We start from the raw sequence: 24,168 nt of genomic DNA on the forward strand, positions 1-24,168 counted from the left end.
ATCTTTTCTTATAAAGTTTAAAATTACAAATAAGATATCAGATAACAGATTTTAACAATTAGAATTATTAAAATTATAACTTTAGTATCTTTACAAAAAGACCTTTATGGAAAGCTTTAAAACGATTGCCATATTCAATTACGACCACGAAACGGTTATTCTCAAACATTTATTAGAACAGGAAGAAATTCCATATTTTTTTGAAAATGAAATGACACTTTCAGCTGTACCAATGTACTCTGCAGCGCTTGGTGGCATTAAACTTAAAGTTCATCCAAACGATTTCGAACAAGTACAGGAAATTCTGGACAGTCTTAACAATCCTCTAAAAATTGTTTGAGACAAATCTTCTTTTCAATTTCTATTTTTTCTTTTCAAATTTCAAAGTTGTTAACATATATTAAATACAACAAAAAGAAAAATTTAAATTTAATTAATTTTTGATGGTTATTATAGGGTGTTAATAGGTACAATAATTTTATTTTTAAATGTATTGAAATGAAGTTTTACTTACTTATATAGAGTTATCAACATAGTTATATTTTGTTAAAGGATTAGTTTTAAAGTCTTTTTATATTTTAATCAACAATGGTTAACAACCAAAAATGAATTCATTTTGTAGATAACTTCATAAAGTGAATTTTGTTGAAAATTGCATTTTTGGTATTGATAACTTTTATAAAAATTCATCAAACTTTATTAGGTTATTTCATTCGGGTTTTGGATTAGGTTTTTTTTCGACACAACCAAAAAATACTTCTGATTTTCTATCTTAACTTATTAACAAATAATGTTAATTTAAGGTTAGCTGAATATCAACGAATTATGATTTTGTATTAACATCCTTAAATTTTAACAAAAAAAATATTTATTATTAATTGATAATCAGTATATTATGCAGATATAAAAATTGTTAATAACGTTTAACCTTTTGATAATAGGGGAGTTATATTTTGATTTTTTTTTCATAAATCAAGGCTTTATAATTTCTAATATATTAGGTTTCAAAAATAAACAAATCTATAGTAAAGCTTATCTGAAATTGTTTGGTTAAATTTGCAGTTACACAACTTAAAATATTATTATAATGAAAATTTCGATAGGAAACGATCACGCGGGACCAGATTACAAAAAGGCAATAGTTGCTATGCTAAAAGCAAAAGGACATGAAATAACCAATTATGGAACAGATTCTGAAGATTCTGTTGATTACCCGGATTTTGGACATCCGGTTGCGAATGATGTTTCTGAAGGAAAAGCGGATTTTGGAATTGTAATCTGCGGAAGCGGAAACGGAATTGCAATGACGGTTAATAAACACCCGAAAGTGAGAGCCGGTTTATGTTGGACGAAAGAAATTGCAGTTTTAGTCCGTTTACATAATGATGCTAACATAATTAGTATTCCAGCGCGTTTTACTTCAATTCCGCAGGCTGTAGAAATGGTTGAAACTTTTCTGAATACTGAATTTGAAGGTGGAAGACATCAAAACAGAGTGAACAAAATTGCTTGTCAATAAATAAATATGGGCCACGACCACAGTCATCACCACGGACATAATCACGAAGTAACAGGTAAAAATTTATCAATATCTATTTTTTTGAATATTGGAATTACTATTGCTCAGATTGTTGGAGGATTTATATCAGGGAGCTTGTCTTTATTATCTGATGCACTCCATAATTTTAGTGATGTCATTTCTTTGATTTTAAGTTGGGTGGCACATACATTAGCCAAAAAGAAGCCAAATGCTTCAAGTACATTTGGTTATAAAAGAGCAGAACTTATTGCCGCATTTATAAATGCGGCAACTTTAATTATAGTGGCTGTTTTTTTGATTTACGAAGCAATTGTCAGATTTTCAGAACCTGTAGTGATCAGTTCTAATCTGGTTATTTGGTTATCGATTTTAGGAATTGCTTTTAATGGTTTTTCAGCTTTGCTTATTAAAAAAGATGCAGATCATAACTTAAATATGCGATCGGCTTATTTGCATCTTTTTACTGATATGATGGCTTCAGTAGCTGTTTTGGTTGGAGGTTTCTTAATGAAATATTTTCAGTGGTTTTGGGTTGACAGTGTAATTACGCTTGGAATTGCTGTTTATTTGATTTTGATGAGTTTAGATTTATTAAAATCATCCACAAAAATGCTGATGCTTTTTACTCCTGATAATTTAGACATTGAAGAGATTGCAAAAAAAATCCATGAAGTTACCGGAAACCATAGGTTGTTTCATATTCATGTCTGGCATTTAAATGATAATGAACTTCACTTTCAAGCGCATTTAGATTGCAAAGAAAATATCTCAATTTCAGATTTTAATAACATCGTTTCAGAAATAGAAGAAGTTTTATTTCATGATTTTCATATTAGCCATTGTACGATTCAACCTGACTTTGAAAAAAACGGCAGCAAAGATTTTATTCTTCAAAATGAATAAATTTCAGGTTAACTAAATAAGTTTCCTGTTTGAATTTATCAAGACTTCAAAAAAACCGGGTGCTTCGCACCAAAGAAAATAGTAAACCGGGCGGATTTTAAATCCATAGAATTTCATTGTTTAATTATCTTAAAATCAATAAATTATAAAAATAGTTTATCATTCAGGAGGGTAATTACAACTACAAACTGAAGGAACAAAATTCCGCAAAACTTCAAAATAAAAGAGGATTTACTAGTTTTATGATTAAAAATCAACATAGCTAATAACAATCCGAATGAACCGCCAAAAATACCCAGTGCAAAAAGTGTTTTTTCAGGAATTCTGCGTTTATTTTTAACAGCAAGATACTTATCATATCCGGCGATGAGAAAAGTAAAACTATTTACAATTAAAAAATATATTAATAAAATTTTCATAGGCTTAAAATTAGAAACAAAGATATTATTTTAGCCAAGTGAATGATCAATTTGCGACTATGGTTTTAAGTGGCAGATTATCTCATTTTATAATTAAGAAATTATTTCATTAAAAGTATGACTAATATTCAATTCATTGCAAAGTCTGTGCAAACAGCAGCGATTAACATTCAGAATACTGTAAAGTTATTAGAAGAAGATTGTACGATTCCGTTTATTTCCCGTTACCGAAAAGATACTACAGGAAATCTTGACGAAGTTGTAATTGAACAAATTGCTAAGCTTCAAAAAGAGTATGAAGTGATTGTAAAACGTAAAGAAGCAGTTTTAAAATCTATTGAAGAACAAAAATCGCTTACGCCGGAATTAAAGCAAAAGATTGAACAAAGCTTTGATTTACAGGAAATCGAAGATTTTTATCTCCCTTTTAAAAAGAAGAAAAAAACCAAAGCCGATGTTGCCCGGGAGTTTGGTTTAGAGCCATTAGCCAAAATTATAATGGCAGAAAATGATGTTGATGTAGATTTTATTTCGACACAATATATTAATGATAATGTTATTAATGAAGAAGCCGCAATTCAGGGAGCAAGAGATATTATTGCCGAATGGATTAACGAAAACATATATGTTCGTAAACAACTGAGAAGATTATATCAGCGAAAAGCGACAATCGCAACTAAAGTCGTGAAAACGAAAAAAGACGATGAAAATGCCCAAAAATTCAGTCAGTATTTTGATTGGCAGGAACCGTTGACAAAAGCACCTTCACATAGATTATTGGCAATGCTTCGTGCAGAAAACGAAGGCTTTGTAAAAATGAAAGTAGAAGTAGATCTGGACGAAGCGTATGATATTATTGACGAAATAATCATTAAAAAACAAAATAGCACAACGGCACATTTACAATTAGCAATTGAAGACAGTTACAAACGTTTATTGAATCCTGCGATTGGAAATGAAACTTTACAGGAAGCTAAAGCAAAAGCAGATGCAAATTCGATTCAGGTTTTTGCGAACAATTTGGGACAGTTATTATTGGCACCGCCTTTGGGAGAAAAAAGAATTCTGGCAATTGATCCTGGATTCAGAAGCGGCTGTAAAGTAGTTTGTCTGGACGAAAAAGGAGATTTGCTATACAACGAAACGATTTATCCGCATGCGCCTCAAAACGAGGAAGCCATGGCGATGAAAAAAATTCGTTCGATGGTGAACTCTTATAAAATTGATGCTATTTCAATTGGAAACGGAACTGCTTCACGCGAAACCGAATTTTTCATCAAAAAAATTGCGTTCGACAAACCGTTGCAGGTTTTTATAGTTTCTGAGGCAGGAGCTTCTGTATATTCGGCATCAAAAATTGCACGTGAAGAGTTTCCTAATTACGATGTTACGGTTCGTGGCTCCGTTTCTATCGGAAGACGACTTTCTGATCCTTTGGCCGAATTGGTAAAAATTGATCCGAAAGCAATTGGAGTAGGACAGTATCAGCATGACGTAGATCAGACCAAACTAAAAGAAGAACTTGATAATACAGTAATTCGCTGCGTGAACTCGGTTGGAATTAACATCAACACGGCAAGTAAACATTTATTGAGTTATGTGAGTGGAATAGGTGAGAAGCTGGCGGAAAATATCGTTCAATACCGTTCAGAAAATGGTCCATTTGAGGACAGAAAACAGTTGAAAAAAGTACCTCGTCTTGGTGATAAAGCGTATCAGCAAAGTGCTGCTTTTATCAGGATTTCGAATGCAAAAAATCCATTGGATAATTCTGCTGTGCATCCCGAAGCTTATCCGGTTGTAGAGAAAATGGCGAAAGATTTAAAACTTTCGGTAAATGACTTAATTGCAAATAAAGAGAAAACAGCCTTAATTAAGGCCGAAAACTATATTACACCTGAAATTGGTTTATTAACGCTAAAAGACATCATTAAAGAGCTTGAAAAGCCTGGATTGGACCCAAGAAAGTCAGCTAAGGTTTTTGAATTTGATGCGAACGTAAAATCAATCAAAGATGTGAGAACCGGAATGATTTTACCGGGAATTGTGAATAACATTACCAACTTCGGCTGTTTTGTTGATATCGGAATCAAAGAAAGCGGATTGGTTCACATTTCGCAATTGAAAGCCGGTTTTGTGAGTGATGTAAATGAAGTGGTAAAATTACATCAGCATGTTGATGTGAAGGTTACTGAAGTTGATGAGGACAGAAAGAGGATTCAGCTGACGATGATACTTTAAAATTATTATAAAATAAAAAAATCCCAAATTACAATCGTAGTTTGGGATTTTCTTTTTTAAGATTACTTTAAAATTACCTTTTTCGTGATACTTTTATTATTACTTGTAATTTTTATCAAATATAAACCTGAAGAATGATTTGCTAAATTTATCTCTGTAGTTTCAGCAGTTGTTTTTTGTTCTGAAATAACTTTTCCTTGTGGAGAAATTACAGAAATCACAGATTTTTCCGGTGCGGAAACGGTAAATTTATCATTACTTGGATTTGGATATAAAGTAATAGCTGATTTTTCTAATTCGAAATCATCGTTTGATAAAGTAGCATTTTGTGGTAAGTAAAAATTACCTGTTAAAGCCAATAAATACAGTGTTTTTAAGGTATGATTAAAATAACTGTCAGGTTCATTTAAATTTTTTAAATCGGTATAAGAAGCATCCAAATGTGCCTGATCATCGCCTCCCATAGCAGCACAGGCAAATGCTCCAACAAAAGTACCGTTGTGCCATTGTCCGCTCGCAGTACCGTTTTGATTATAACCATCTTTTATATTACTAGTACCACCTAAAGTTAGACGCACAAAATCGGATGATTTTTTAGAATACGTTTTAGCATCTGTAGTACCGTACCATAAAAAATCAACTGCAATTCGCCATGGTGTTCTGGCGGCATCATAAGTATAACCTCTACCCTGATTAGCATAACCACTTGCCTGTGACGAATAATTTCCGGAAGCCTCACACCAATCAGAAACTAATCCGCCTACAGCATTGTTTTGCGTTAAATTACTGTTGATAACAGTGTAGGCTTTTGACGCAACTGAATTCCAAAAGGAAGTATCGTTGGTAAAAGTACCAAAAGCACGGTAATAACCAGGTGAAAAATAAGATGGATTAGTAAGCGAGCTTCCGCCAAAGGCATCCCCTGGTTTTAGCACAAAAGTATTGGCTTCAACTTCATGAGATTTTATGGCAGCAATTAATGTTTTGGCATCGTTTTTATAATTAATTGTACCGGCACTTGCCCATTGATAATCGGCTACAATAAGTGCAAAAGCAGCGTCTAATTCGGCATCGGTAGCTCCGTTTTGACCATTAGTTCCGGAGCAGCCGTTAATTTTCCAATTCATTACACCATTGCCATTTACATTGTCTTTGTAATATAGCCACAGTCCGTCAAAGAGAGTTTTATCAGCCATATAGACAGATAATAGCATTCCGTAACCAATTCCTTCAGAAACGGTTTGTGAACGATCATCAAATTTTACACGGTAACGTCCATTGTTACAGGCTTCTACAAAATTGGTTTTCCAGGTTGCATAGCTATTAATAACATCCTGACTGTTTTTTGAAGCTGCCATTAAACCATTTGCATAGGTTTTATTAGCAGGAAAGGGCTGGGTTTGCGAATAACTTTTAAAACAAAGAACAAAAGCCGCAACCAAAAATAGGTTTTTCATATTTATATAGATTTAGGGAATGTAAAAGTAAGATTTTTTATATAAATAAAAAGCCCAAAATTATAATTATAATTTTGGGCTTAAAAAACGCTATAAGTTAGCTTATTTTTTTATTATTAATTTTTGAGTTTTTACTTTATTGTTGCTGTTGTTTTTAATAAAATACGTTCCGTCTGACAGGCTTTCAAAATTTAAAGTAGTAACTACATTTTCATCCAGATTAAATGATTTCAGAGTCTTTCCAGATATGTCTACTATAATGTAATTTCCTTTATATGGAGTAATAATATTTACGATTCCTTTATTAGGATTCGGATAAATTTTAAATTCATTTTGTTTAAATTCATCGACTGCAAGATTACTTATTGTAACACAATTAGAAGTTACAGTGCAATCACCCATTGTTATCTGGACTTTATAATCACCATTTGCTAAAGCTGTATAAGATTGGTTTGTTTCATTGGTCAATAATGTATTCGGACACTGATACCATTGGTATGTTGCTCCTGATTGATTGGCTGTTAATAAACCTGAGTTTACTGCTACTGTAGCATTAATAGCTGATGAATTACTGATTGTCAAATTCAAAGTTTTGGTATCACAGCCAACAACATTAGTATAAGTTCCTGATGTTGTATATGTTGTACCATTTTCAGACCAGGTATAGCTATCACAAGCTGATACAGTTTGAGAAGAAGATGTAGATGGAGTTCCTGTAACTGTTTTTACTAACAATCGGTCACTTGCACAATAGGCTGCTTCACAAGCCACACAATAAGTTGTATTATTTGTGGTTGGTGTTGCGGTAACTGATGTTCCTGTTGCAAAACTTGGACCTCCTATTAATGAAGTATACCAGGTAACAATTGTTCCTAATGGACATGTAGCATTTAAATTTACTGTTGCAGTTCCTAAGCAAGGAATATTTTCTGTAGTATTTGTAAATATTGCATTAACAGGTTTAATAGAAGTTGTTGTTACATTAGAATTTACAGTTATAAAATTAGATCCGCTTACAGTTGCCTGATTGGTCACCTGACATGTACTTGCCGGTAACGTATTAGCTGCATTTACAGTTGCACTGAAAGTGATTATAGTACTTTTTCCTGCAGACAATGTAAATGGGCCTACAGAAATTGTTTCTCCGGATGTTGCTTTTGCAGTATTTTTTGTAGTTGAAGGATTGTTTTCAGTAATATTTTGAGTTTCAGTTATTGGAGCTGATTCTTCTTCTATTTTAGCAGTAGTAGCAAATTTTGAAGCTGATGGATTGTCTGGTACTAAAGCAGTTCCTGAAACAATTGTTCCTCCGCCTACTTCATCTACAGCAGTTCTTGGTCCTGGATTATTAGCATTCCAAAAAGTAGTAAGTGCTGCAGTTCTGTCACCTGTTCCATTTGTATATGCAGTTGTACCTTGCAAAATAACCTGACTGTTTGTTCCTAAAGAAAGAACATCGAAGGTACCTGCTGCCAAACCGGTAACAGGGCTGTTGGTTGTATTGCTCCCTATATTGGCTGCACTTATTAACGGACTTGTCGAAACATTCCCAACTGCAATTACGCCAACATGTGTATAGGCATTTGTTACCAAGCTAATATTATTGTTTTTTATTGTGGCGTCCATACGGGCAGTACCTAGTAAACCATTATCGTTTGCTTCAGAAACAATGCCGTAATTACTAATATTTGTAATAGTATTATTTAATATTTCAGTAGTGTGTTTACTGTCGCCATAAGCTGCAACAGAAATACCATTGCACGAAGACCCAATTCCGCCCCCATCAATAGTGTTGTTATTGATTCTTCCTTTCATTGTTCCAGTACCCTGATTACCAATGTTACAGGTAAAAGCACCATTAAAACTAGATTTTAAAGTGTTGTTTATTACATTATAGTTTACGGTTGCAGCCCCAACAGCCTGCAATGACAAACCATTGCTGCCGGGACTCGAGGCTGCAGCATTTATAATGTTTTTATCAGCTATCAGATTTCCTCCCACCTGAATATTGTTTGTTGAGGTATTACCAAAATTTAATGTTAAGCCATATTCTTTAGGATTAGAAAAATCATTTCCTTTTAACGTTAAAGTATTATTTGAAGATCCATAACCTTCAAAATTAAAATTACTGCCACCGTTAGCTTTGTTAAATGAATTTTTAAACTGAGATCCGGTTACTGTCAAAATAAGTGTAGGATTTGAAGACAAGATACCATTATAGGCACTAAATCCTCGTCCCCATGAGTCATTAACCATAGTATTGGTTATAGAACATGTTCCGCCAAGATTTAATGCATATATACCGCCAACTTCAGAATTTGCAGTATTACTTCCACAACCAGTCAAAGTACTGTTTGTAAGTATAAAATTAGTTACATTATTGATGTTAATACCCGTTGCATTGTTTGTACCTGTAATCGAAATATTATCTAACGTAACTCCTGTAACCGTTTTTAAATGAATAGCACCATTACAAGAAGAATTATCGACAGCTGGTGTAGAACAAACGCCTGTTGAAGTATTAGCATTTGTAAAGGCCATGTTTTTAAGTGTAACATTTGTACAGGAAATAAATTCAGCACCTCTGTTTGCTATGTTTTGAATGGTACCTCCTGATCCGGCAGTTGTTCCTGTTCCTACAACCTGAAAACTTCCGGTAGAATTAGCTACAGATATTCCTTTAGAACCCCCATTTGCTGAAATACTTTTAAAAATACAATCTAATACACCTCCGGTCCCAATATTTACGGCAATAGCAGTTCCTCCGGAAACAGTTACATCTCTTACTTTTAAAGTGCCAACACTTGCACCCGCCATAGTTGCATTAGTTCCGGTAAGTGTTATCCCTTCAACATCATTATTTAATTTAAGATTTAAAATTGAAAAAGTCGGGTTTGTACCACCTGTTGATGGTAAGACATTGCTATAGGAAGGTACTGTAATTCCTAATATTGATGTTAAACTGGCTGTAGCACCCTGACCAATCAGCTTTTGATTATTTGATAAGGTTAAGGTGTTACCGCTACTACCGCTACCTGTATAAATAAAAATGGATCCTGTTGTAGCACTGGCAGCATTATCAACTGTTTTGAAAGGACTTGATAAAGTACCATTTCCATTTACGGCTGCTGAACTATTTACAAAATATATTGGTGCAGATACAATGATACTTACTGTTGCGGTATCTGTTTTTCCGTTACTACTTGTTAAGGTATAAGTAAAGCTGTCAGTACCTGAATAGCCTGCATTTGAATTGTAAGTAAAAGAACCATTTGAAGCCAAAGATACTGTCCCGTTAGCTGGGTTTGCCAAGACAGCTGCTGTTAAAGCAGTTGCATCAGGACTAACATCATTTGTTAGAATTCCTCCGGCAGCATTTACAGTAATTCCAACATTTCCAATACAGTTATAGGAATCATTTACTGCAATTGGAGTTGCTTTAAGTGAACCAGGAACATATGTTAAATTACTGTCTAAAATATCCTGAAAAGTTGTTCCAAGCGCATCATCAGCACCACTATTTGTAATGGTAACGGTAAAATCAAGCTGTGAACCCGGTACAGCATTTCCTCCTCCGTTTACAACAACAGCATTGGTAACACCAATAGTTGCAGCAATAGCAGATGAATTAAGATTTACTTTCCTGGTCAGAAACAATTTTTCATTAGTTTTAGTCTTCTTTTTTACAGAACTGTTTTTAGATTCAGTTAACTGTTTTACTAATGGGGCAACAAAATTTTCTTTAATAAGACTACTGTATCTCATTCCGAATGTTAGGAATCCCAGTAGTATTATGATAATTAAGAGTTTGTTTTTTTTCATTTTTTTCATTTTAATGAGTTAGCATAATTAAGAAAAGACAGCTTCATATTTCATTCCCATATCATCAAAACCTAATGGGGAGAGAAATAATTGTAAATCTCCTTTTTCAGGATGTACAACTGTAAAAATACCTTGTTCGTAATATTCATTCTTTTGTTCAGTACGAAAAACTATTGAAAAAGGATTTCTTTCTAAAGGAGAATAATTATTAAGTTTTGTCACTTCGACTAATTTTGCTTCAAGTTGGACTTCATCTGAAATACGAATTATAAATACGTCATTAATTAATGTATCAAAATCGTTTAAAGTAAGTAAAGCTATATCCATAATTTTTTTAAAAATCATTTAGGGTTCCATTCCATTAAATGGTAAACACCATTTGTTTCACTTATTTTAATGAATCCCAATCTTTTATATAAATTCATAGCTGGATTAAAACTTTCTACATGAATACTGACTTTCATTTTCATTTCGGAGGCTTTTTTAATAATTTCATTCAAAATAGAACTTCCGATATCTTGTTTTCGCCAATCAGGCAACAAGGTGATGTCAATAATTCTGAACCCTTTTTTTTCAAAAAAGTAATCAATGTACAATCTTCCGATTGCAGTGTTTTCTTTTTCAATTATATAGAATTTAGCGCCAATATAATTTTTTTGATAGTATTCATGCTGAGCAGTAAATTGATGCTCGATAAAAACCTGCTTTTGTTCTTCGTTCCAGTCTGTTCCTTTTTCCAGTTCTTCAGTGCGCGTACTTCCGTAAATTCTACATAAAATAGGTAAATCACTTTGCTGTATCTCCCGAAGATTAATATCTTTTATATGTAATTCCAATATAATACTTATTAACTTCTTGGAGGAAAAACTCCCTGAAGTGCAATACAAAAATTCATTGTTAAATAAGGCATCATATTATTGTGTGGCATACTGCCTCCAGATGATATGATGGCCTTATTACCCATGTTTGTCAGAGAACCGCCTGATGTATAAACTTTTACAGGATTACCGCGGCCTAAGCTATTATTTTGAGGGTTTGTAGATTGAGAATTTAAACTGGCAACTGATAAGGTATGATTATGAACAGGTATTTCTGATTCAAGCAAAGTAACTGTTTCGGATCCTCCTGATTCACCTAAATCATGAAGTGATAATCCTGGACCTTGTCCGGGATGCATAGGTGCTCTGCCCTGCAAATCTGGCAGTGCAAAATTTGATTTTCCGTCGCCGCCATAAGTGGTACCCAATAAAGAAAAAAGCGCTGTATTTTGAGAAAGGGGCATAATTTGTCCGTTGCAAAAAGCCCAGCCTTTTGGTGCAAAATTAAATGAGAATATGCGTATTTCACTTACAAATGGATCTGCCATATCGAGAGTATTTAGAGTATTTTTATATTTATTTTAAAAAAATTAAAGAAAATTACAACTATTTATGTTTGTGATGGAAATAGCCCAAATAATGAAATAATAAAATCAACACATAAATAAGGCTGGAAATTAGTGTGTGGCTGACTGCCCCCGCTTGGACCAATTGTCGGAGCATTTAATTGTACAGTTGGGCTTGCAGCCGAATATATTTTATTACCTGTTGCAGTAGTACTGAGATATGAATCTGCAGGACTGGCACTGTCTGCCAAATCTGTTGTTGCAGCTACAGCATGGTTGTGCGAAGGTATTTGACTTGTTGTTAGGGTTATTTCTTCAACACCGCCGGATTCTGCTAAAATAAAACCGTTTCCATTATGGATTGGAATACGGCCGCGTAAATCAGGTAAGGCAAAAGTTTCCTGACCGTCCCCGCCATAAGTAGTTCCAATTAATTGGAATAATACTTCATTCTCTGAAATAGGAAGTAGCTGTCCTTCGCAAAACATCCATCCGGCAGGAGCAAAATTTCCTGCAAACATTCTGATTTCACCAACGTAAGGTTGTGCCATAGTTGTTTTTTTAGAGTTATAAAATTAATTTTGAGAAGGAAAAATTCCTTGTAATGCAATACAAAAATTTAAAGTCAAAAAGGGCTGCATATTCAAATGAGCCTGACCGCTTCCTATGCTTGAAACCGAAGCAGGATTCATTGCCACGAGGTTTTGACCGGAAGCATTGTAAGCTTGATTTGGAGCAGTATTTCCTAGTTGGCTTCCAATGGCCGGGATATTTGTAGATACATTTTGATTCGTATTAGTCAGAACGTGCGTATGGGCAGGTAATTCATTTATCGTCAGGGTATGTGCCTGTTCGCCTGCTCTTTCTCCTATTGTATGACCATTTCCAAAATGAATAGGAGTTCTTGCTCTTAAATCTGGTAAGGCAAAATTAACTCTTCCATCTCCGCCAAAAGTAGTTCCCAACAAGGAAAACAAGGCCTGATTTTGATTGATAGGCAATAATTGTCCATTACACATTGCCCATCCTTTAGGGGCAAAATTAAAAGACATAATTCGGGTTTCAGCTAAAAATGGTTCTGCCATGTTGAGATAATTTTAGATGTTTATTTTTTAGAATTAGTTTATTAAACCAAAACAGAATTTATAGTAAGACTATGTTGGGATATTATTTCTTTTTGAAATATTATATTGGAGCCTTCGCTTACAATAATTTTTGTTGAAGTCTGGTTAGAAGCCAATAGTGTTTTTAAGAAAACATAACCTTTTTTTGTTTCAAAGCTATATGGATTTAATATTTGTTCGGATGTAGGAAACAAATAGTGTGTTAGATCAACAGTATTATTTTTCGTTTTCAATTCTTTCATAGCTACGGTTATAGCTTCCAAATCAAATCCGGATAATGATTTTAATGCTTTCCATTCTCCATTTGAGTTTTTCCCAAAACACAGCAACACATCATCTAATTTTCCTGTATTGGTTACATGAAGGTGCATTGGAAACATTTTCAGTTTATTATCAGTGGAACTATAGCAAAAATTTCCGGAGGATTTATATCCTGTTTTCTCCCAAGTTACACTTGCTTTTTTATAGCTGTCCAAAAGTTCCGGATCAGATAAAAACACATCAGAATAAGTAGATTTTGAAAATTTGGATAAAATATTTTCATCTTCATTGTCTGAATCCGAAAAGGAAGGGAAGGTGTTTTTAGCAAGAAGAGAACTCCCGCATAAAAGTGTTGTAGCACCTACAAATCCAACATTTTTGATAAAATTTCTACGTGTTAAATCAATCATAATAAAATGTTTATATAAGTATAAAATTATGGTAAAAATAGTAAAAACATTAACTAGTAGTAAAAAAAAATATAAAGTTTACAATAATAACTCCCTTTTTGCGTTATTTTAATTTTTTTTTTAAGGAAAATACAGACAGTAGATATAATTTGATAGGTAATTTAAATTTGACATAAAAAAATCCCAACTATAAAATTTTATAGTTGGGATTTTTAAATACGTTGAAAAATTATTATTTAATTTCTTCCTCTTCTTTTTTAACTGCAGGGGCAGTCTGATCATCTTTGGCAGCGTTTTTAAATTCCTTTATCCCGCTTCCTAAACCTTTCATTAATTCCGGAATTTTTTTACCTCCAAAAAGTAATATCACAATACCTACTATTACGAGGATTTCTGTAAGACCTAATCTTCCCATGATTGTATATTTAATGCCGAAGCAAATTTGTATCTAATTTTAGGCAAAGGTATATAGAATTAGCGAACATGAAATGATTTAATATAAAAAATTTGTTCTAAATGGACGTTAAATATTCTATAAAATTAAAATTCATGTATATTCCTTAAATTTAGAGAGGCATCAACAAGACGATTATTATTATATTTGCGGGTATATAAAACCAAAATGGCTAAGAAGAAATTTAATTTTAGAAAAAAATTATTCATTAAAAACCGATTGGTCATTTTGAATGAAAACACTTTTGAAGAAATCTTTTCGTTCAAACTCAACTTAATGAATGTTTTTGTTGTTTTTTCTTTAGGAGGAATATTTTTAATCCTGATCACTACTTTTATTATTGCTTTTACACCTTTACGCGAATTTATTCCGGGATATTCGTCTTCACAGTTAAAAAGGAATGCAACGGAATTAGCTATAAAATCGGATTCATTAACAATTGCACTAAAAAAGAATGAAGCCTATATCAAGTCAATTCAAAAAGTATTGAAAGGGGAATTAGAATATGCTAAATTCAATAAAGACTCTATTTTATCAGAAGCTGATAATTCTTCAGAAACAGATATGAAAGCTTCGGAAGAAGAATTAAAATTAAGAGAAGAAGTAACAAAAGTCGAAGAAGAAACCGGTAAAAAGACTGGAAATAAAAATAAAATTGACAAAAAATAATTCTACCCGAAATGTCTATTAAATCTGCAGCAGCAAAATTATTTGCCAGTAAAGTATATTATCAAACATTGGTTTGGGCCAAAAAACCTGTCGAAACACAACATGAAATATTTAAGAGTTTAATCAAAAGTGCAAAAGATACAGAATTTGGTACTGATCATCATTTTGATAAAATAAAAACAGTTGAAGGTTTTCAAAAGAATGTTCCGATTCGTGATTACGAAGGCTTAAAAACATATATTGAAAAAATTAAATTAGGCGAAGAAAATATTCTCTGGAAAGGGAAACCACTCTATTTTGCCAAAACATCGGGAACAACTTCCGGAGCAAAATATATTCCGCTTACAAAAGAATCTATGCCGACACATGTAAATGCAGCACGTAATGCTATTCTTCATTATATACACGAAACAGGAAATGCCAATTTTGTAAATGGTAAAATGATTTTTTTGCAGGGAAGCCCAATTTTAACGGAGAAATACGGAATTAAATTTGGCAGACTTTCCGGAATTGTGGCACATTTTGTTCCGAAATATTTGCAAAAAAACCGAATGCCATCTTGTGAGACCAATTGCATTGAAGATTGGGATACTAAAGTAAATGCAATTGTAGGCGAAACAATTAATCAGGATATGTCTGTAATTTCGGGAATTCCGTCCTGGGTACAAATGTATTTTGAGCGTTTACAGGAAAAAAGCGGTGGAAAAAAAATCAGCGAAATATTTAAAAACTTCAATTTGTTTATTTATGGAGGCGTGAATTACGAGCCATATCGCGCGAAGTTTGAAAATATGATTGGCAAAAAAGTAGATAGCATCGAATTATTTCCTGCTTCTGAAGGATTTTTTGCCTATCAGGATTCTCAAAAAGCAAAAGGAATGTTGTTGTTATTGAATTCAGGGATTTTTTATGAATTCATAAAAGCCGATGAATTTTTTACAGAAAATCCAAAATGCCTAACCATTGGTGAAGTTGAAACTGGAGTAAATTATGTATTGATTATTTCTACAAACGCAGGACTTTGGCGTTATAATATTGGCGATACTATTCAGTTTACTTCATTATTTCCACATCGTGTCATTGTTTCCGGCCGAATTAAACATTATATTTCTGCTTTTGGAGAACATGTCATTGCCAATGAAGTCGAAAATGCAATGAAAGAGGCAACAGATGGGACCAATATTGTAATCAACGAATTTACTGTAGCACCACAAATTAATCCGTCCAGCGGATTGCCTTATCACGAATGGTTGATAGAATTTGAAAATGAACCTGAAAGCATAGAGGTTTTTGCAGAAGCTATTGATGATTCAATGCGAAAGCAAAACATTTATTACGACGATTTAATTACCGGAAATGTGCTGCGTAAAGTAGTGGTAACCAAAGTTTCTAAAAACGGATTTCAGGAATACATGAAATCGCAGGGAAAATTAGGAGGTCAAAATAAAATCCCGAGATTATCAAATGATAGAGATATTGCGGATAATTTGAAATAATGAACTTATATTTATAAGGACAAAAATAAAAATACATGAAAGAAACCAAACATATATCAAGATCAAGAGCACAGGAATCATCTGCTGCTATTGAAAAAATGTACATTACAATGCGCCATTTATTCAACCGTGGTTTTTATAAGCCAATGGGAGTTTCAGGTGACAGTCTGCGCGAGTCATTATTGGCATTACGTCCTGAAATTTATGGAAATATTGCTGAAGAAAAAGTAGAACTTAACGGGCTTTTATATGTAATTGAAAGGCTTCCGATTGGGATAGAACAATGCAGATTTATTAATTTAACTTCAGACGAAGGGTATTCAAAATCACATTTTCAGGCAATTGTTCCTCCAAAAAGAAGGAGAAATTGTTACCGAATTGATGAAGAACAAATGAATGTTGAAATCACTCGTGGACGTTCAGACATCTATGATATTTTGACACATTTGACTTTTATTTTCATTGAATCTCATAAAATTAAAAACAGAGTTTTATTAGATGACGGAGGCGAAGTTTCGCGCGATTGGCTAAAACTGGAACAAGTAGTAACGCAGACTAAAAAATTGTCTTTGATTGAAAAAGAAAAAGCAATTTCGCATGTTTCTAATATTTTAGCGAGAACTTTTGAAGAGGTTTTGGATATTTACGATGCGTTTGGTTCAGAAAATGCACCGGATCGTTTTCTGCATGTTATATATTGGCTTGGAAAATTAGCGATCGAGGAAATGATCGATAATAATAAAAGAACTATAACTTTTAGTCCCGTTTTAAGAGAACGTTTGGGACACCACATTCATGGTGAAATTTGGGCAACCAATATCAAGGAAGTTTTAAAAGCCAATAATCTTTTAAAAAGGCCAATCCATGTAATCAGTGCGAACATGCACAGTGTAATGAATTCTATTTTTGCAACACCGTTATTGAAAACGAAGTTCAAAGACAAATCAGATTTTTTTATTTATGAAGAATTGAGCAAATCAGCGGCCAAAGAAACCAGAAGCCTTGTTGAAGAATTGGCTTTGAAAAACGGAATGATTTCATTGCCCGATACATCAGGAACAAATATTGATGTTCAGATTTTTGATACGGCTAAAATTGACTGGACAAAAACAGCATTTCCTAAAACTAAAACTGACGAAGAAAAACCAGTTCTAATTGTAATGGATTATGCTTTTGGAGAACAGGCATACGAAACGATTGATGAGCTTTTGAAACCATATAAAAAAGAGACTTTATTAAATGTAAAATCAGTTTCGATAATGGGGAAGGCCGGAATTCTGGAAGGCGGAAAAGGCGATATCATGATTCCGTCAGCACATATAAATGAAGGAACGGCTGATAATTATTTCTTCGAAAATGAACTAACCGGAGCTATGTTTGAAGGAAACGACATTGCCGTTTTTGAAGGGGCTATGGTTACCGTTTTGGGAACGTCCTTACAAAACAGAGAGTTATTAAAATTCTTTCATGAATCAACCTGGGGAGTAATTGGTCTTGAAATGGAAGGTTCTTATTATCAAAAAGCAATACAATCTGCTTCAAAAATCAGAAAAAGTGTACCCCACGACATCAAAGTTAGATACGCGTATTATGCCTCGGATAATCCTTTGGAAACGGGAAGCACATTGGCTTCAGGCGGATTGGGAACAACAGGAGTAAAGCCTACGTATTTAATTACGATTAAAATTCTGGAACAAATTTTAAATCTTAAATAATCAATTCATAACAAATTTAGTCAATAGTACAAAAAAGATAAATGTTAAATTTATTTTATAAAATTGAAAAAGTAAATTTGCTCTTGGAAACAAATTAATATGAAAAGAATACTTATTACAGGAGCCGCAGGATTTTTAGGATCTCATTTGTGTGACCGATTTATTAAAGAGGGTTATTACGTTATTGGAATGGATAATCTGATTACGGGAGATCTTAAAAACATTGAGCATTTGTTTAAATTAGAACATTTTGAATTCTATCATCACGACATCACAAAATTTGTTCATATCCCGGGCGATTTAGATTATATTTTGCATTTTGCTTCGCCTGCAAGTCCAATTGATTATTTAAAAATTCCAATTCAGACTTTAAAAGTAGGATCATTAGGAACCCACAATTTATTAGGTTTGGCTCGTGTAAAAAAAGCAAGAATTTTAATTGCCTCAACTTCCGAAGTCTATGGAGATCCGTTAGTTCACCCGCAAACCGAAGAGTATTACGGAAACGTAAATACTATTGGACCACGTGGTGTTTATGATGAAGCCAAACGTTTTCAGGAATCAATAACAATGGCGTATCATACTTTTCATGGTGTAGAAACCAGAATAGTACGCATTTTTAATACTTACGGACCAAGAATGAGACTTAATGATGGCCGTGTAATTCCGGCTTTTATTGGTCAGGCGCTTCGTGGAGAAGATTTAACCATTTTTGGAGATGGTATGCAAACCCGTTCATTTTGTTATGTAGATGATCAGGTAGAGGGAATCTTTAGATTATTGCATTCAGATTATGTCTATCCCGTTAATATTGGAAATCCGGATGAAATCACAATTAAAGATTTTGCTGAAGAAATTATAAAACTAACAGGAACTAATCAAAAAGTAGTATATCTTCCTTTACCAATAAATGATCCGTTACAACGCCAGCCGGATACTACAAAAGCAAAGGAATTATTAGGTTGGGAAGCCCAAGTAAACCGTGCTGATGGAATGAAAATTACTTACGATTATTTTAAATCACTTTCGAAAGAAGAACTTTCAAAAGAAGAGCATAAGGATTTTTCAAATTATATAAAATAATGCGGACAAAAACAGGAAGATATTCGGGGTATATTCGCCCATTCTCCTATTTGATAGATTTGCTGATTATCAATTTTTTTGCGGTTTATATCGCTCATTTTCCTGCTGATCAAATATTATTTTTAATTGTACTGAATGTCGGTTGGATTGGTATTGCCTCAGATTTAGGTTTTTATGAAGTATATCGTTATACAAAAGTTATTGCAATTTTAAATTGCGCCCTAAAGCAAGCTTGTTTATTTGGCTTTGTAATTTTTACTTTAGCGTTCTTTTATGCAGATCAAACCAGTTTTAAAACCTTATTACTTTTTTTGTGGACTTCATTTGTTTGTATTTTGTTCGTAAAATTTTCAATCTACTTTTTTCTTCAAAAATATAGGGTACTGTATGGCGGAAATCGCAGAAGAGTTGTATTATTTGGAAACAAAACAAGTATTTCGCCTTTACAATATTTTTTTACCGAGAATCCTGATTACGGATATGAATTGATACATGCTTTTGAACTTGAAGAAGTAAAAACTGCACAAATTGATGAAATGTTTGATTTTGTTCTGAGCAGGAAAATTGACGAAATGTATTGTTCAATTATGGGTTTATCTCAAGACCAAATGAACGAAATTATTGATTTTGCCGATAGTAATTTGAAAACCCTCAAATTTATTCCGAATGGGAATCAAATATTTTTCAGAAATTTTATCTTAGAGTATTATGATTATATTCCTGTAATTGCACTTAGGAATATTCGATTAGATGAAAATTTGTATAAAATAATGAAGCGAACTTTCGACATTATTTTTTCAATAGTAATCATCGTAGGGGTTCTTTCCTGGGTTCTTCCAATTTTGGGAATTTTAATAAAGCTGGAATCAAAAGGGACAATTTTATTAAAACAAAAACGTAATGGACTTAATAACAAAGAATTTTATTGTTATAAGTTTCGATCAATGGAAGTGAACAATGAAACTTGTGTGAATCAGGTTTCTAAAAATGATCCAAGAGTTACTAAAATTGGAAAGATAATTCGAAAAACCAGTATTGATGAGCTGCCTCAGTTTTATAATGTTTTACTGGGAGATATGTCGGTAGTTGGACCAAGACCTCATATGGTAAGCTATAATCAGGAATATATACTGAAAGTAGATAAATTTATGGTGCGTCATTTTATAAAGCCCGGAATTACTGGTTTAGCACAAGTAAAAGGTTTTCGTGGAGAAATCGAATCGGATTATGATATTATAAATAGGGTAAAATATGATATTTTTTATATCGAAAACTGGTCAATTTTGTTAGATCTGAAAATTATTTCAACTACGATTTACCATATTATTAAAGGTGATGAAAAAGCATATTAATGAGTGAGTTAGTTTCTGTCATAACGCCAACATTTAACGCCGAAAAATATATCCGGGCAACTTTACAGTCAGTACTAAATCAAAGTTATCAAAATTGGGAAATGATTTTGATTGATGACGCTTCAACAGATCGAACAGTTTCTATTATTGAGGAATTTGCTCAAAAAGATAACAGAATAAAATTATTTAAATTAGCTCAAAATTCAGGAAATGGTTTTGCCAGAAACGTTGCTTTAGAAAAAGCTGCCGGAAAATATATTGCTTACCTGGATGCTGATGATTTATGGTTTCCTGAGAAGTTAGAGAAACAAATACAGTTTTTAAAAACAAATAATCTGCCTTTTACTTTTAGTTTTTATGATTGTATTGATGAAGAAGGAAATAATTTAAACAGAAGGGTAGAAGCACCATTAAATCTGACGTACAACCAGTTGTTTTACTGCAATTATGTAGGCAACCTGACTGCGATTTATGATGCTGATTACTTTGGAAAAATTACATTGGATGCTTCTCAAAAAAGACAAGATTGGCGATTGTGGCTTACAATTTTAAAACAAATCAAAATAACGAAACCTGTACCGGAACCTTTAGCATTTTACAGAATTAGGAAAGATTCTATTTCGTCTTCAAAATTCAAATTAATTAAACATAATTTTAAAGTTTACAGAGAATTTCACGGCTATAATTTTGTGCTTTCTGTTTTATTGATGATGCAATTTTTATTCACACAATTGATTATCAAACCATATTATATCAAGAAACTCTAAGAGTTATAAATATGATTTAAACTGTTTTAATTTCCCCCGATTGGTTCTTTCCAAAACCGTTTTTCTGATAAAACTGAAGTTTAAATCAGGTTCTAAATACAGGGCAATAGCCTCTTCAATTTTTTGAATCTGAACTGTAGTTAATTCATTTTCACTCACATATTCAATTTCAAAAGTATCTAACTGTGTTTGTTTAATGATAAATTCTTTTACATTCCCGTCGTCTTCAATAATGCTTTTGGTAACATAATAAAATGTTAGTCCAGGGGATTTTTTTCCGCTTGGTAAAATCGCAACATCATTAGTTCTTCCAATAAGTTTTTTCAAAATTGGTTTTTGAAGTGTACTTCTTTCATCTAAAATTCCGATGTCGCCAATATCATACCTAATAAAAGGGTTTGCTTTATTGAATAAAGAAGTAATCACAATTCGGCCTTCCTTTCCGTAAGGCACAACCTGATTATTTTCATCTAAAATTTCAACGAAAAGTGTTTCAGAATTTACCTGCCACTCACCTTGAGGGTTTTCAAAAGCAATTAAATCTAATTCTGAAGCTCCATATTCATTGATAATCGGGATCCCGAATTGTTTTTCTAAGAGTTTTTTATCCGATTCGAAAAGCATTTCCGAAGTAACAAAACAAGCTTTAAGCGTCGGACAAATTTCTTTTAGAATAATATTTTTTTGTTCTAAGAATTTAGCAAATAAAACAATTGAACTGGTATAACCGTTGAGGTAATCAAATTTTTTTGTTTTAAATTTTCTCAAAAATCTTTCCAAAACGTCATCAGATAAATCGAAAACCGGAAATCGGAAACGATGACTCAAAAAATCTTTAAAACGCTCTTTATGGTATCCGGCAAAATCCATCGGGATACCGTAAAAACGCGCCTGATATGAATGATTAAAATCGATTCCGAACCAGCCAAAACGCATAATGTTAGAAGCCCAGGTTAAGGCATGTGAGTATTTATCTTTGGCAAAAACAAAAGGAGTTCCGCTGGATCCGGAAGTTTTGTTGAGGTAAACAGTTTTTAAAGTGTATCCTTTTGAGAGTCTTTCTTCCAAAGGTTTTTGCAGGTTTTGTTTATTTAAGACAGGCAAATCTTCCCATTTTGGAGCAGTTTTACTTCCGACTAGATCTTGATAAAAAGTATTGTTTTGTAAATGAAAATCAACAATTTCGTCTTTTTTATTTTGAAGAAATTTTAAAAACTCTTCTTTGGTTAAATTCATAATTTCACTCAATTCAGCTTTAGCTTTCTTTATCGGAAAGCCATTTAATTGAAGGGAAATGTCGAAAAGTGAAATCATTAGACTTAAAATTTCATCAAAAATAATATTATACAATTACTAAAAGAGAAGAATCGACAACTTTTTAAGATTTAATTATTTTTTACGTACAAAAGCAATTATTTTTGCACCACAACTAAATACAATATCATGACAATTTTATTATTGGGATCAGGTGGAAGAGAGCATGCATTTGCATGGAAAATGATTCAGAGTCCGCTTTGCGAAAAACTTTTTGTTGCACCAGGAAATGCAGGAACTGCTGCCATTGCTGAAAATGTCGCAATGTCTCCAACGGATTTTGATGCAATAAAAACATTTGTGTTAAAAGAAAATATAAAAATGGTTGTCGTTGGGCCGGAAGATCCATTGGTAAAAGGTATTTATGATTATTTTAAAAATGACGAAAGTTTACAGCATATTCCGGTTATTGGGCCATCAAAATTGGGAGCGCAATTGGAAGGAAGTAAAGAGTTTGCCAAAGAATTTTTGATCAAACACAACATTCCTACTGCGGCTTATGACAGTTTTACCGCTAAAACAGTTGAACAAGGATGTTCATTTTTAGAAACTTTACAACCTCCGTATGTTTTAAAAGCCGATGGTTTAGCTGCAGGAAAAGGAGTTTTGATTATTCAGGATCTTGAAGAAGCAAAAACAGAATTGAGAAACATGCTGGTTCATGAAAAATTTGGAGCAGCGAGCTCAAAAGTCGTAATCGAAGAATTTTTGGACGGCATTGAATTAAGCTGTTTTGTTTTAACAGACGGAAAAAGCTATAAAATTTTACCAACCGCTAAAGATTACAAAAGAATTGGTGAAGGCGATACAGGATTGAATACCGGCGGAATGGGAGCAGTTTCCCCAGTTCCTTATGTTGATGCTGTATTGATGGAAAAAATCGAAACCCGTATTGTAAAACCAACAATTGAAGGTTTCCAAAAAGACGGAATCGAATATAAAGGATTTGTATTTATTGGTTTGATTAATGTGAAAAACGAACCAATTGTTATTGAGTACAATGTGAGAATGGGTGATCCGGAAACTGAAGTTGTAGTACCAAGATTAAAATCTGATTTAGTCGAATTGTTTTTGTCTGTTGCAGATCAAAAATTAGATACTTTCGAATTAGAAGTTGACCCAAGAAGCGCTACAACAATTATGGTGGTTTCAGGTGGATATCCGGAAGATTTTGAAAAAGGAAAAGTAATTACGGGGTTGGAAAACATTACAGATTCTATCGTTTTTCACGCAGGAACAAAATTAGAAGATGGAAATGTTTTAAGCAACGGAGGCCGTGTATTAACAGTAACTTCGTATGGAGATGACTTTCAACAAGCCATAAAAAAATCTTACCAAAATATAGATAAACTAAATTTTGATAAGATGTATTTTAGAAAAGATATTGGCTTCGACTTACTTTAAAAAAGAGTGAGCTGTTGTATCTTGGTTTTCTGTTCCTGCTGCATCAAAAATGCGTAATTGTTTAATCCAATAAACGATTGCGCATGCACAAATAATCATAAAAATCCAGTTAATTGTGTTTGCACCAAACCAGCTAACCGGTTCTAAGTGACGTAAAAAATCAAGTGGAGCAAACAAAATGTTAACGAATAAGTATTGTATTCCTTCAAAAAAAGCTGTCATAATTTATAAAATTATATGTTATTATTGTTTTGTAACGCATTGAAGACAAATTCAGGTAACAGAATCTTTTTTCAAGTTGTTGGTTTCCTTTTTAAACAAGTATTATATTTACATTCACAAAAGTATAAAAT

Annotated in this window: 23 protein-coding genes; 11 read left to right on the plus strand and 12 right to left on the minus strand. The window is 32.9% G+C overall.

The window, feature by feature from the left end:
• The first annotated feature begins 106 nt into the window (after positions 1 to 106).
• The 3 genes from ACEN92_RS14670 to ACEN92_RS14680 all read left to right on the plus strand — a co-directional run bounded on the left by ACEN92_RS14670 (position 107) and on the right by ACEN92_RS14680 (position 2,443).
• Positions 107 to 340, plus strand: coding sequence for a putative signal transducing protein (locus tag ACEN92_RS14670; RefSeq protein WP_495639095.1), 234 nt, complete (start codon positions 107 to 109; stop codon positions 338 to 340).
• Positions 341 to 1,087: 747 nt separating this feature from the next.
• Positions 1,088 to 1,519 carry a ribose 5-phosphate isomerase B gene (rpiB, locus tag ACEN92_RS14675; RefSeq protein ID WP_495639096.1) on the plus strand — a complete coding sequence of 144 codons (432 nt, stop codon included), beginning with the start codon at positions 1,088 to 1,090 and terminating at the stop codon, positions 1,517 to 1,519.
• Positions 1,520 to 1,525: 6 nt separating this feature from the next.
• Positions 1,526 to 2,443, plus strand: a complete 918-nt coding sequence (locus tag ACEN92_RS14680; RefSeq protein ID WP_495639097.1) for a cation diffusion facilitator family transporter — start codon at positions 1,526 to 1,528, stop codon at positions 2,441 to 2,443.
• A gap of 143 nt (positions 2,444 to 2,586) precedes the next feature.
• Here the strand turns inward: ACEN92_RS14680 and ACEN92_RS14685 are convergent, their stop codons facing one another.
• Complete coding sequence (locus ACEN92_RS14685) at positions 2,587 to 2,862, minus strand: DUF1294 domain-containing protein (protein ID WP_495639098.1); 276 nt, start codon at positions 2,860 to 2,862, stop codon at positions 2,587 to 2,589.
• A 117-nt stretch (positions 2,863 to 2,979) separates the two neighbouring features.
• Here ACEN92_RS14685 and ACEN92_RS14690 point away from each other — a divergent pair, with 117 nt between their 5' ends.
• A complete protein-coding gene (locus tag ACEN92_RS14690) occupies positions 2,980 to 5,103 on the plus strand; it encodes a Tex family protein (RefSeq protein WP_495639099.1) in 2,124 nt (707 codons plus the stop codon).
• A 62-nt stretch (positions 5,104 to 5,165) separates the two neighbouring features.
• Here the strand turns inward: ACEN92_RS14690 and ACEN92_RS14695 are convergent, their stop codons facing one another.
• The 9 genes from ACEN92_RS14695 to ACEN92_RS14735 all read right to left on the minus strand — a co-directional run bounded on the left by ACEN92_RS14695 (position 5,166) and on the right by ACEN92_RS14735 (position 13,976).
• Positions 5,166 to 6,560, minus strand: coding sequence for a glycosyl hydrolase family 8 (locus tag ACEN92_RS14695; RefSeq protein ID WP_495639100.1), 1,395 nt, complete (start codon positions 6,558 to 6,560; stop codon positions 5,166 to 5,168).
• A gap of 102 nt (positions 6,561 to 6,662) precedes the next feature.
• Positions 6,663 to 10,382: an Ig-like domain-containing protein gene (locus ACEN92_RS14700; protein WP_495639101.1), complete on the minus strand. Its 3,720-nt coding sequence runs from the start codon at positions 10,380 to 10,382 to the stop codon at positions 6,663 to 6,665.
• A gap of 27 nt (positions 10,383 to 10,409) precedes the next feature.
• Positions 10,410 to 10,709: a DUF6916 family protein gene (locus ACEN92_RS14705; protein WP_495639102.1), complete on the minus strand. Its 300-nt coding sequence runs from the start codon at positions 10,707 to 10,709 to the stop codon at positions 10,410 to 10,412.
• A gap of 14 nt (positions 10,710 to 10,723) precedes the next feature.
• Positions 10,724 to 11,218: a GNAT family N-acetyltransferase gene (locus tag ACEN92_RS14710; RefSeq protein WP_495639103.1), complete on the minus strand. Its 495-nt coding sequence runs from the start codon at positions 11,216 to 11,218 to the stop codon at positions 10,724 to 10,726.
• Between the two features lie 11 nt (positions 11,219 to 11,229).
• Entirely contained in the window at positions 11,230 to 11,748 is a 519-nt protein-coding gene (locus ACEN92_RS14715; RefSeq protein WP_495639104.1) for a phage tail protein, read from the minus strand.
• Between the two features lie 62 nt (positions 11,749 to 11,810).
• Positions 11,811 to 12,317 (minus strand): phage tail protein, encoded by a 507-nt coding sequence (locus ACEN92_RS14720; protein WP_495639105.1) that lies wholly within the window; start codon positions 12,315 to 12,317, stop codon positions 11,811 to 11,813.
• 24 nt (positions 12,318 to 12,341) lie between these two features.
• Positions 12,342 to 12,851, minus strand: coding sequence for a phage tail protein (locus tag ACEN92_RS14725; protein WP_495639106.1), 510 nt, complete (start codon positions 12,849 to 12,851; stop codon positions 12,342 to 12,344).
• A gap of 41 nt (positions 12,852 to 12,892) precedes the next feature.
• Positions 12,893 to 13,561 (minus strand): hypothetical protein, encoded by a 669-nt coding sequence (locus tag ACEN92_RS14730; protein ID WP_495639107.1) that lies wholly within the window; start codon positions 13,559 to 13,561, stop codon positions 12,893 to 12,895.
• 232 nt (positions 13,562 to 13,793) lie between these two features.
• Entirely contained in the window at positions 13,794 to 13,976 is a 183-nt protein-coding gene (locus tag ACEN92_RS14735; protein WP_495639108.1) for a Sec-independent protein translocase subunit TatA/TatB, read from the minus strand.
• 207 nt (positions 13,977 to 14,183) lie between these two features.
• Here ACEN92_RS14735 and ACEN92_RS14740 point away from each other — a divergent pair, with 207 nt between their 5' ends.
• The 6 genes from ACEN92_RS14740 to ACEN92_RS14765 all read left to right on the plus strand — a co-directional run bounded on the left by ACEN92_RS14740 (position 14,184) and on the right by ACEN92_RS14765 (position 21,097).
• The gene (locus ACEN92_RS14740) at positions 14,184 to 14,684 is read left to right on the plus strand and encodes a peptidase (RefSeq protein ID WP_495639109.1); all 501 of its coding nucleotides are present in this window, start codon (positions 14,184 to 14,186) and stop codon (positions 14,682 to 14,684) included.
• Positions 14,685 to 14,695: 11 nt separating this feature from the next.
• Positions 14,696 to 16,180 (plus strand): GH3 auxin-responsive promoter family protein, encoded by a 1,485-nt coding sequence (locus tag ACEN92_RS14745; protein ID WP_495639110.1) that lies wholly within the window; start codon positions 14,696 to 14,698, stop codon positions 16,178 to 16,180.
• Positions 16,181 to 16,215: 35 nt separating this feature from the next.
• Positions 16,216 to 17,895 carry a DUF6909 family protein gene (locus ACEN92_RS14750; RefSeq protein WP_495639111.1) on the plus strand — a complete coding sequence of 560 codons (1,680 nt, stop codon included), beginning with the start codon at positions 16,216 to 16,218 and terminating at the stop codon, positions 17,893 to 17,895.
• A 99-nt stretch (positions 17,896 to 17,994) separates the two neighbouring features.
• Positions 17,995 to 18,978: a UDP-glucuronic acid decarboxylase family protein gene (locus ACEN92_RS14755; RefSeq protein WP_495639112.1), complete on the plus strand. Its 984-nt coding sequence runs from the start codon at positions 17,995 to 17,997 to the stop codon at positions 18,976 to 18,978.
• Positions 18,978 to 20,330: an exopolysaccharide biosynthesis polyprenyl glycosylphosphotransferase gene (locus ACEN92_RS14760; RefSeq protein WP_495639113.1), complete on the plus strand. Its 1,353-nt coding sequence runs from the start codon at positions 18,978 to 18,980 to the stop codon at positions 20,328 to 20,330. Before ACEN92_RS14755 ends, ACEN92_RS14760 begins: the two co-directional genes overlap by 1 nt.
• Entirely contained in the window at positions 20,330 to 21,097 is a 768-nt protein-coding gene (locus tag ACEN92_RS14765; RefSeq protein ID WP_495639114.1) for a glycosyltransferase family 2 protein, read from the plus strand. Before ACEN92_RS14760 ends, ACEN92_RS14765 begins: the two co-directional genes overlap by 1 nt.
• Positions 21,098 to 21,100: 3 nt before the next feature.
• Here ACEN92_RS14765 and ACEN92_RS14770 read toward each other — a convergent pair whose 3' ends face one another.
• The gene (locus tag ACEN92_RS14770) at positions 21,101 to 22,411 is read right to left on the minus strand and encodes a phenylacetate--CoA ligase family protein (protein ID WP_495639115.1); all 1,311 of its coding nucleotides are present in this window, start codon (positions 22,409 to 22,411) and stop codon (positions 21,101 to 21,103) included.
• Positions 22,412 to 22,540: 129 nt separating this feature from the next.
• On the opposite strand from ACEN92_RS14770, the gene purD reads away from it, so the two are divergent.
• Positions 22,541 to 23,815 carry a phosphoribosylamine--glycine ligase gene (purD, locus tag ACEN92_RS14775; RefSeq protein ID WP_495639116.1) on the plus strand — a complete coding sequence of 425 codons (1,275 nt, stop codon included), beginning with the start codon at positions 22,541 to 22,543 and terminating at the stop codon, positions 23,813 to 23,815.
• On the opposite strand, the gene ACEN92_RS14780 is transcribed toward purD, so the two are convergent.
• Positions 23,807 to 24,037 carry a DUF6341 family protein gene (locus ACEN92_RS14780; protein WP_495639117.1) on the minus strand — a complete coding sequence of 77 codons (231 nt, stop codon included), beginning with the start codon at positions 24,035 to 24,037 and terminating at the stop codon, positions 23,807 to 23,809. The genes purD and ACEN92_RS14780 overlap by 9 nt on opposite strands.
• Positions 24,038 to 24,168 lie beyond the last annotated feature (131 nt).

The organism is Flavobacterium sp. Flavsp81, from assembly GCF_059491325.1.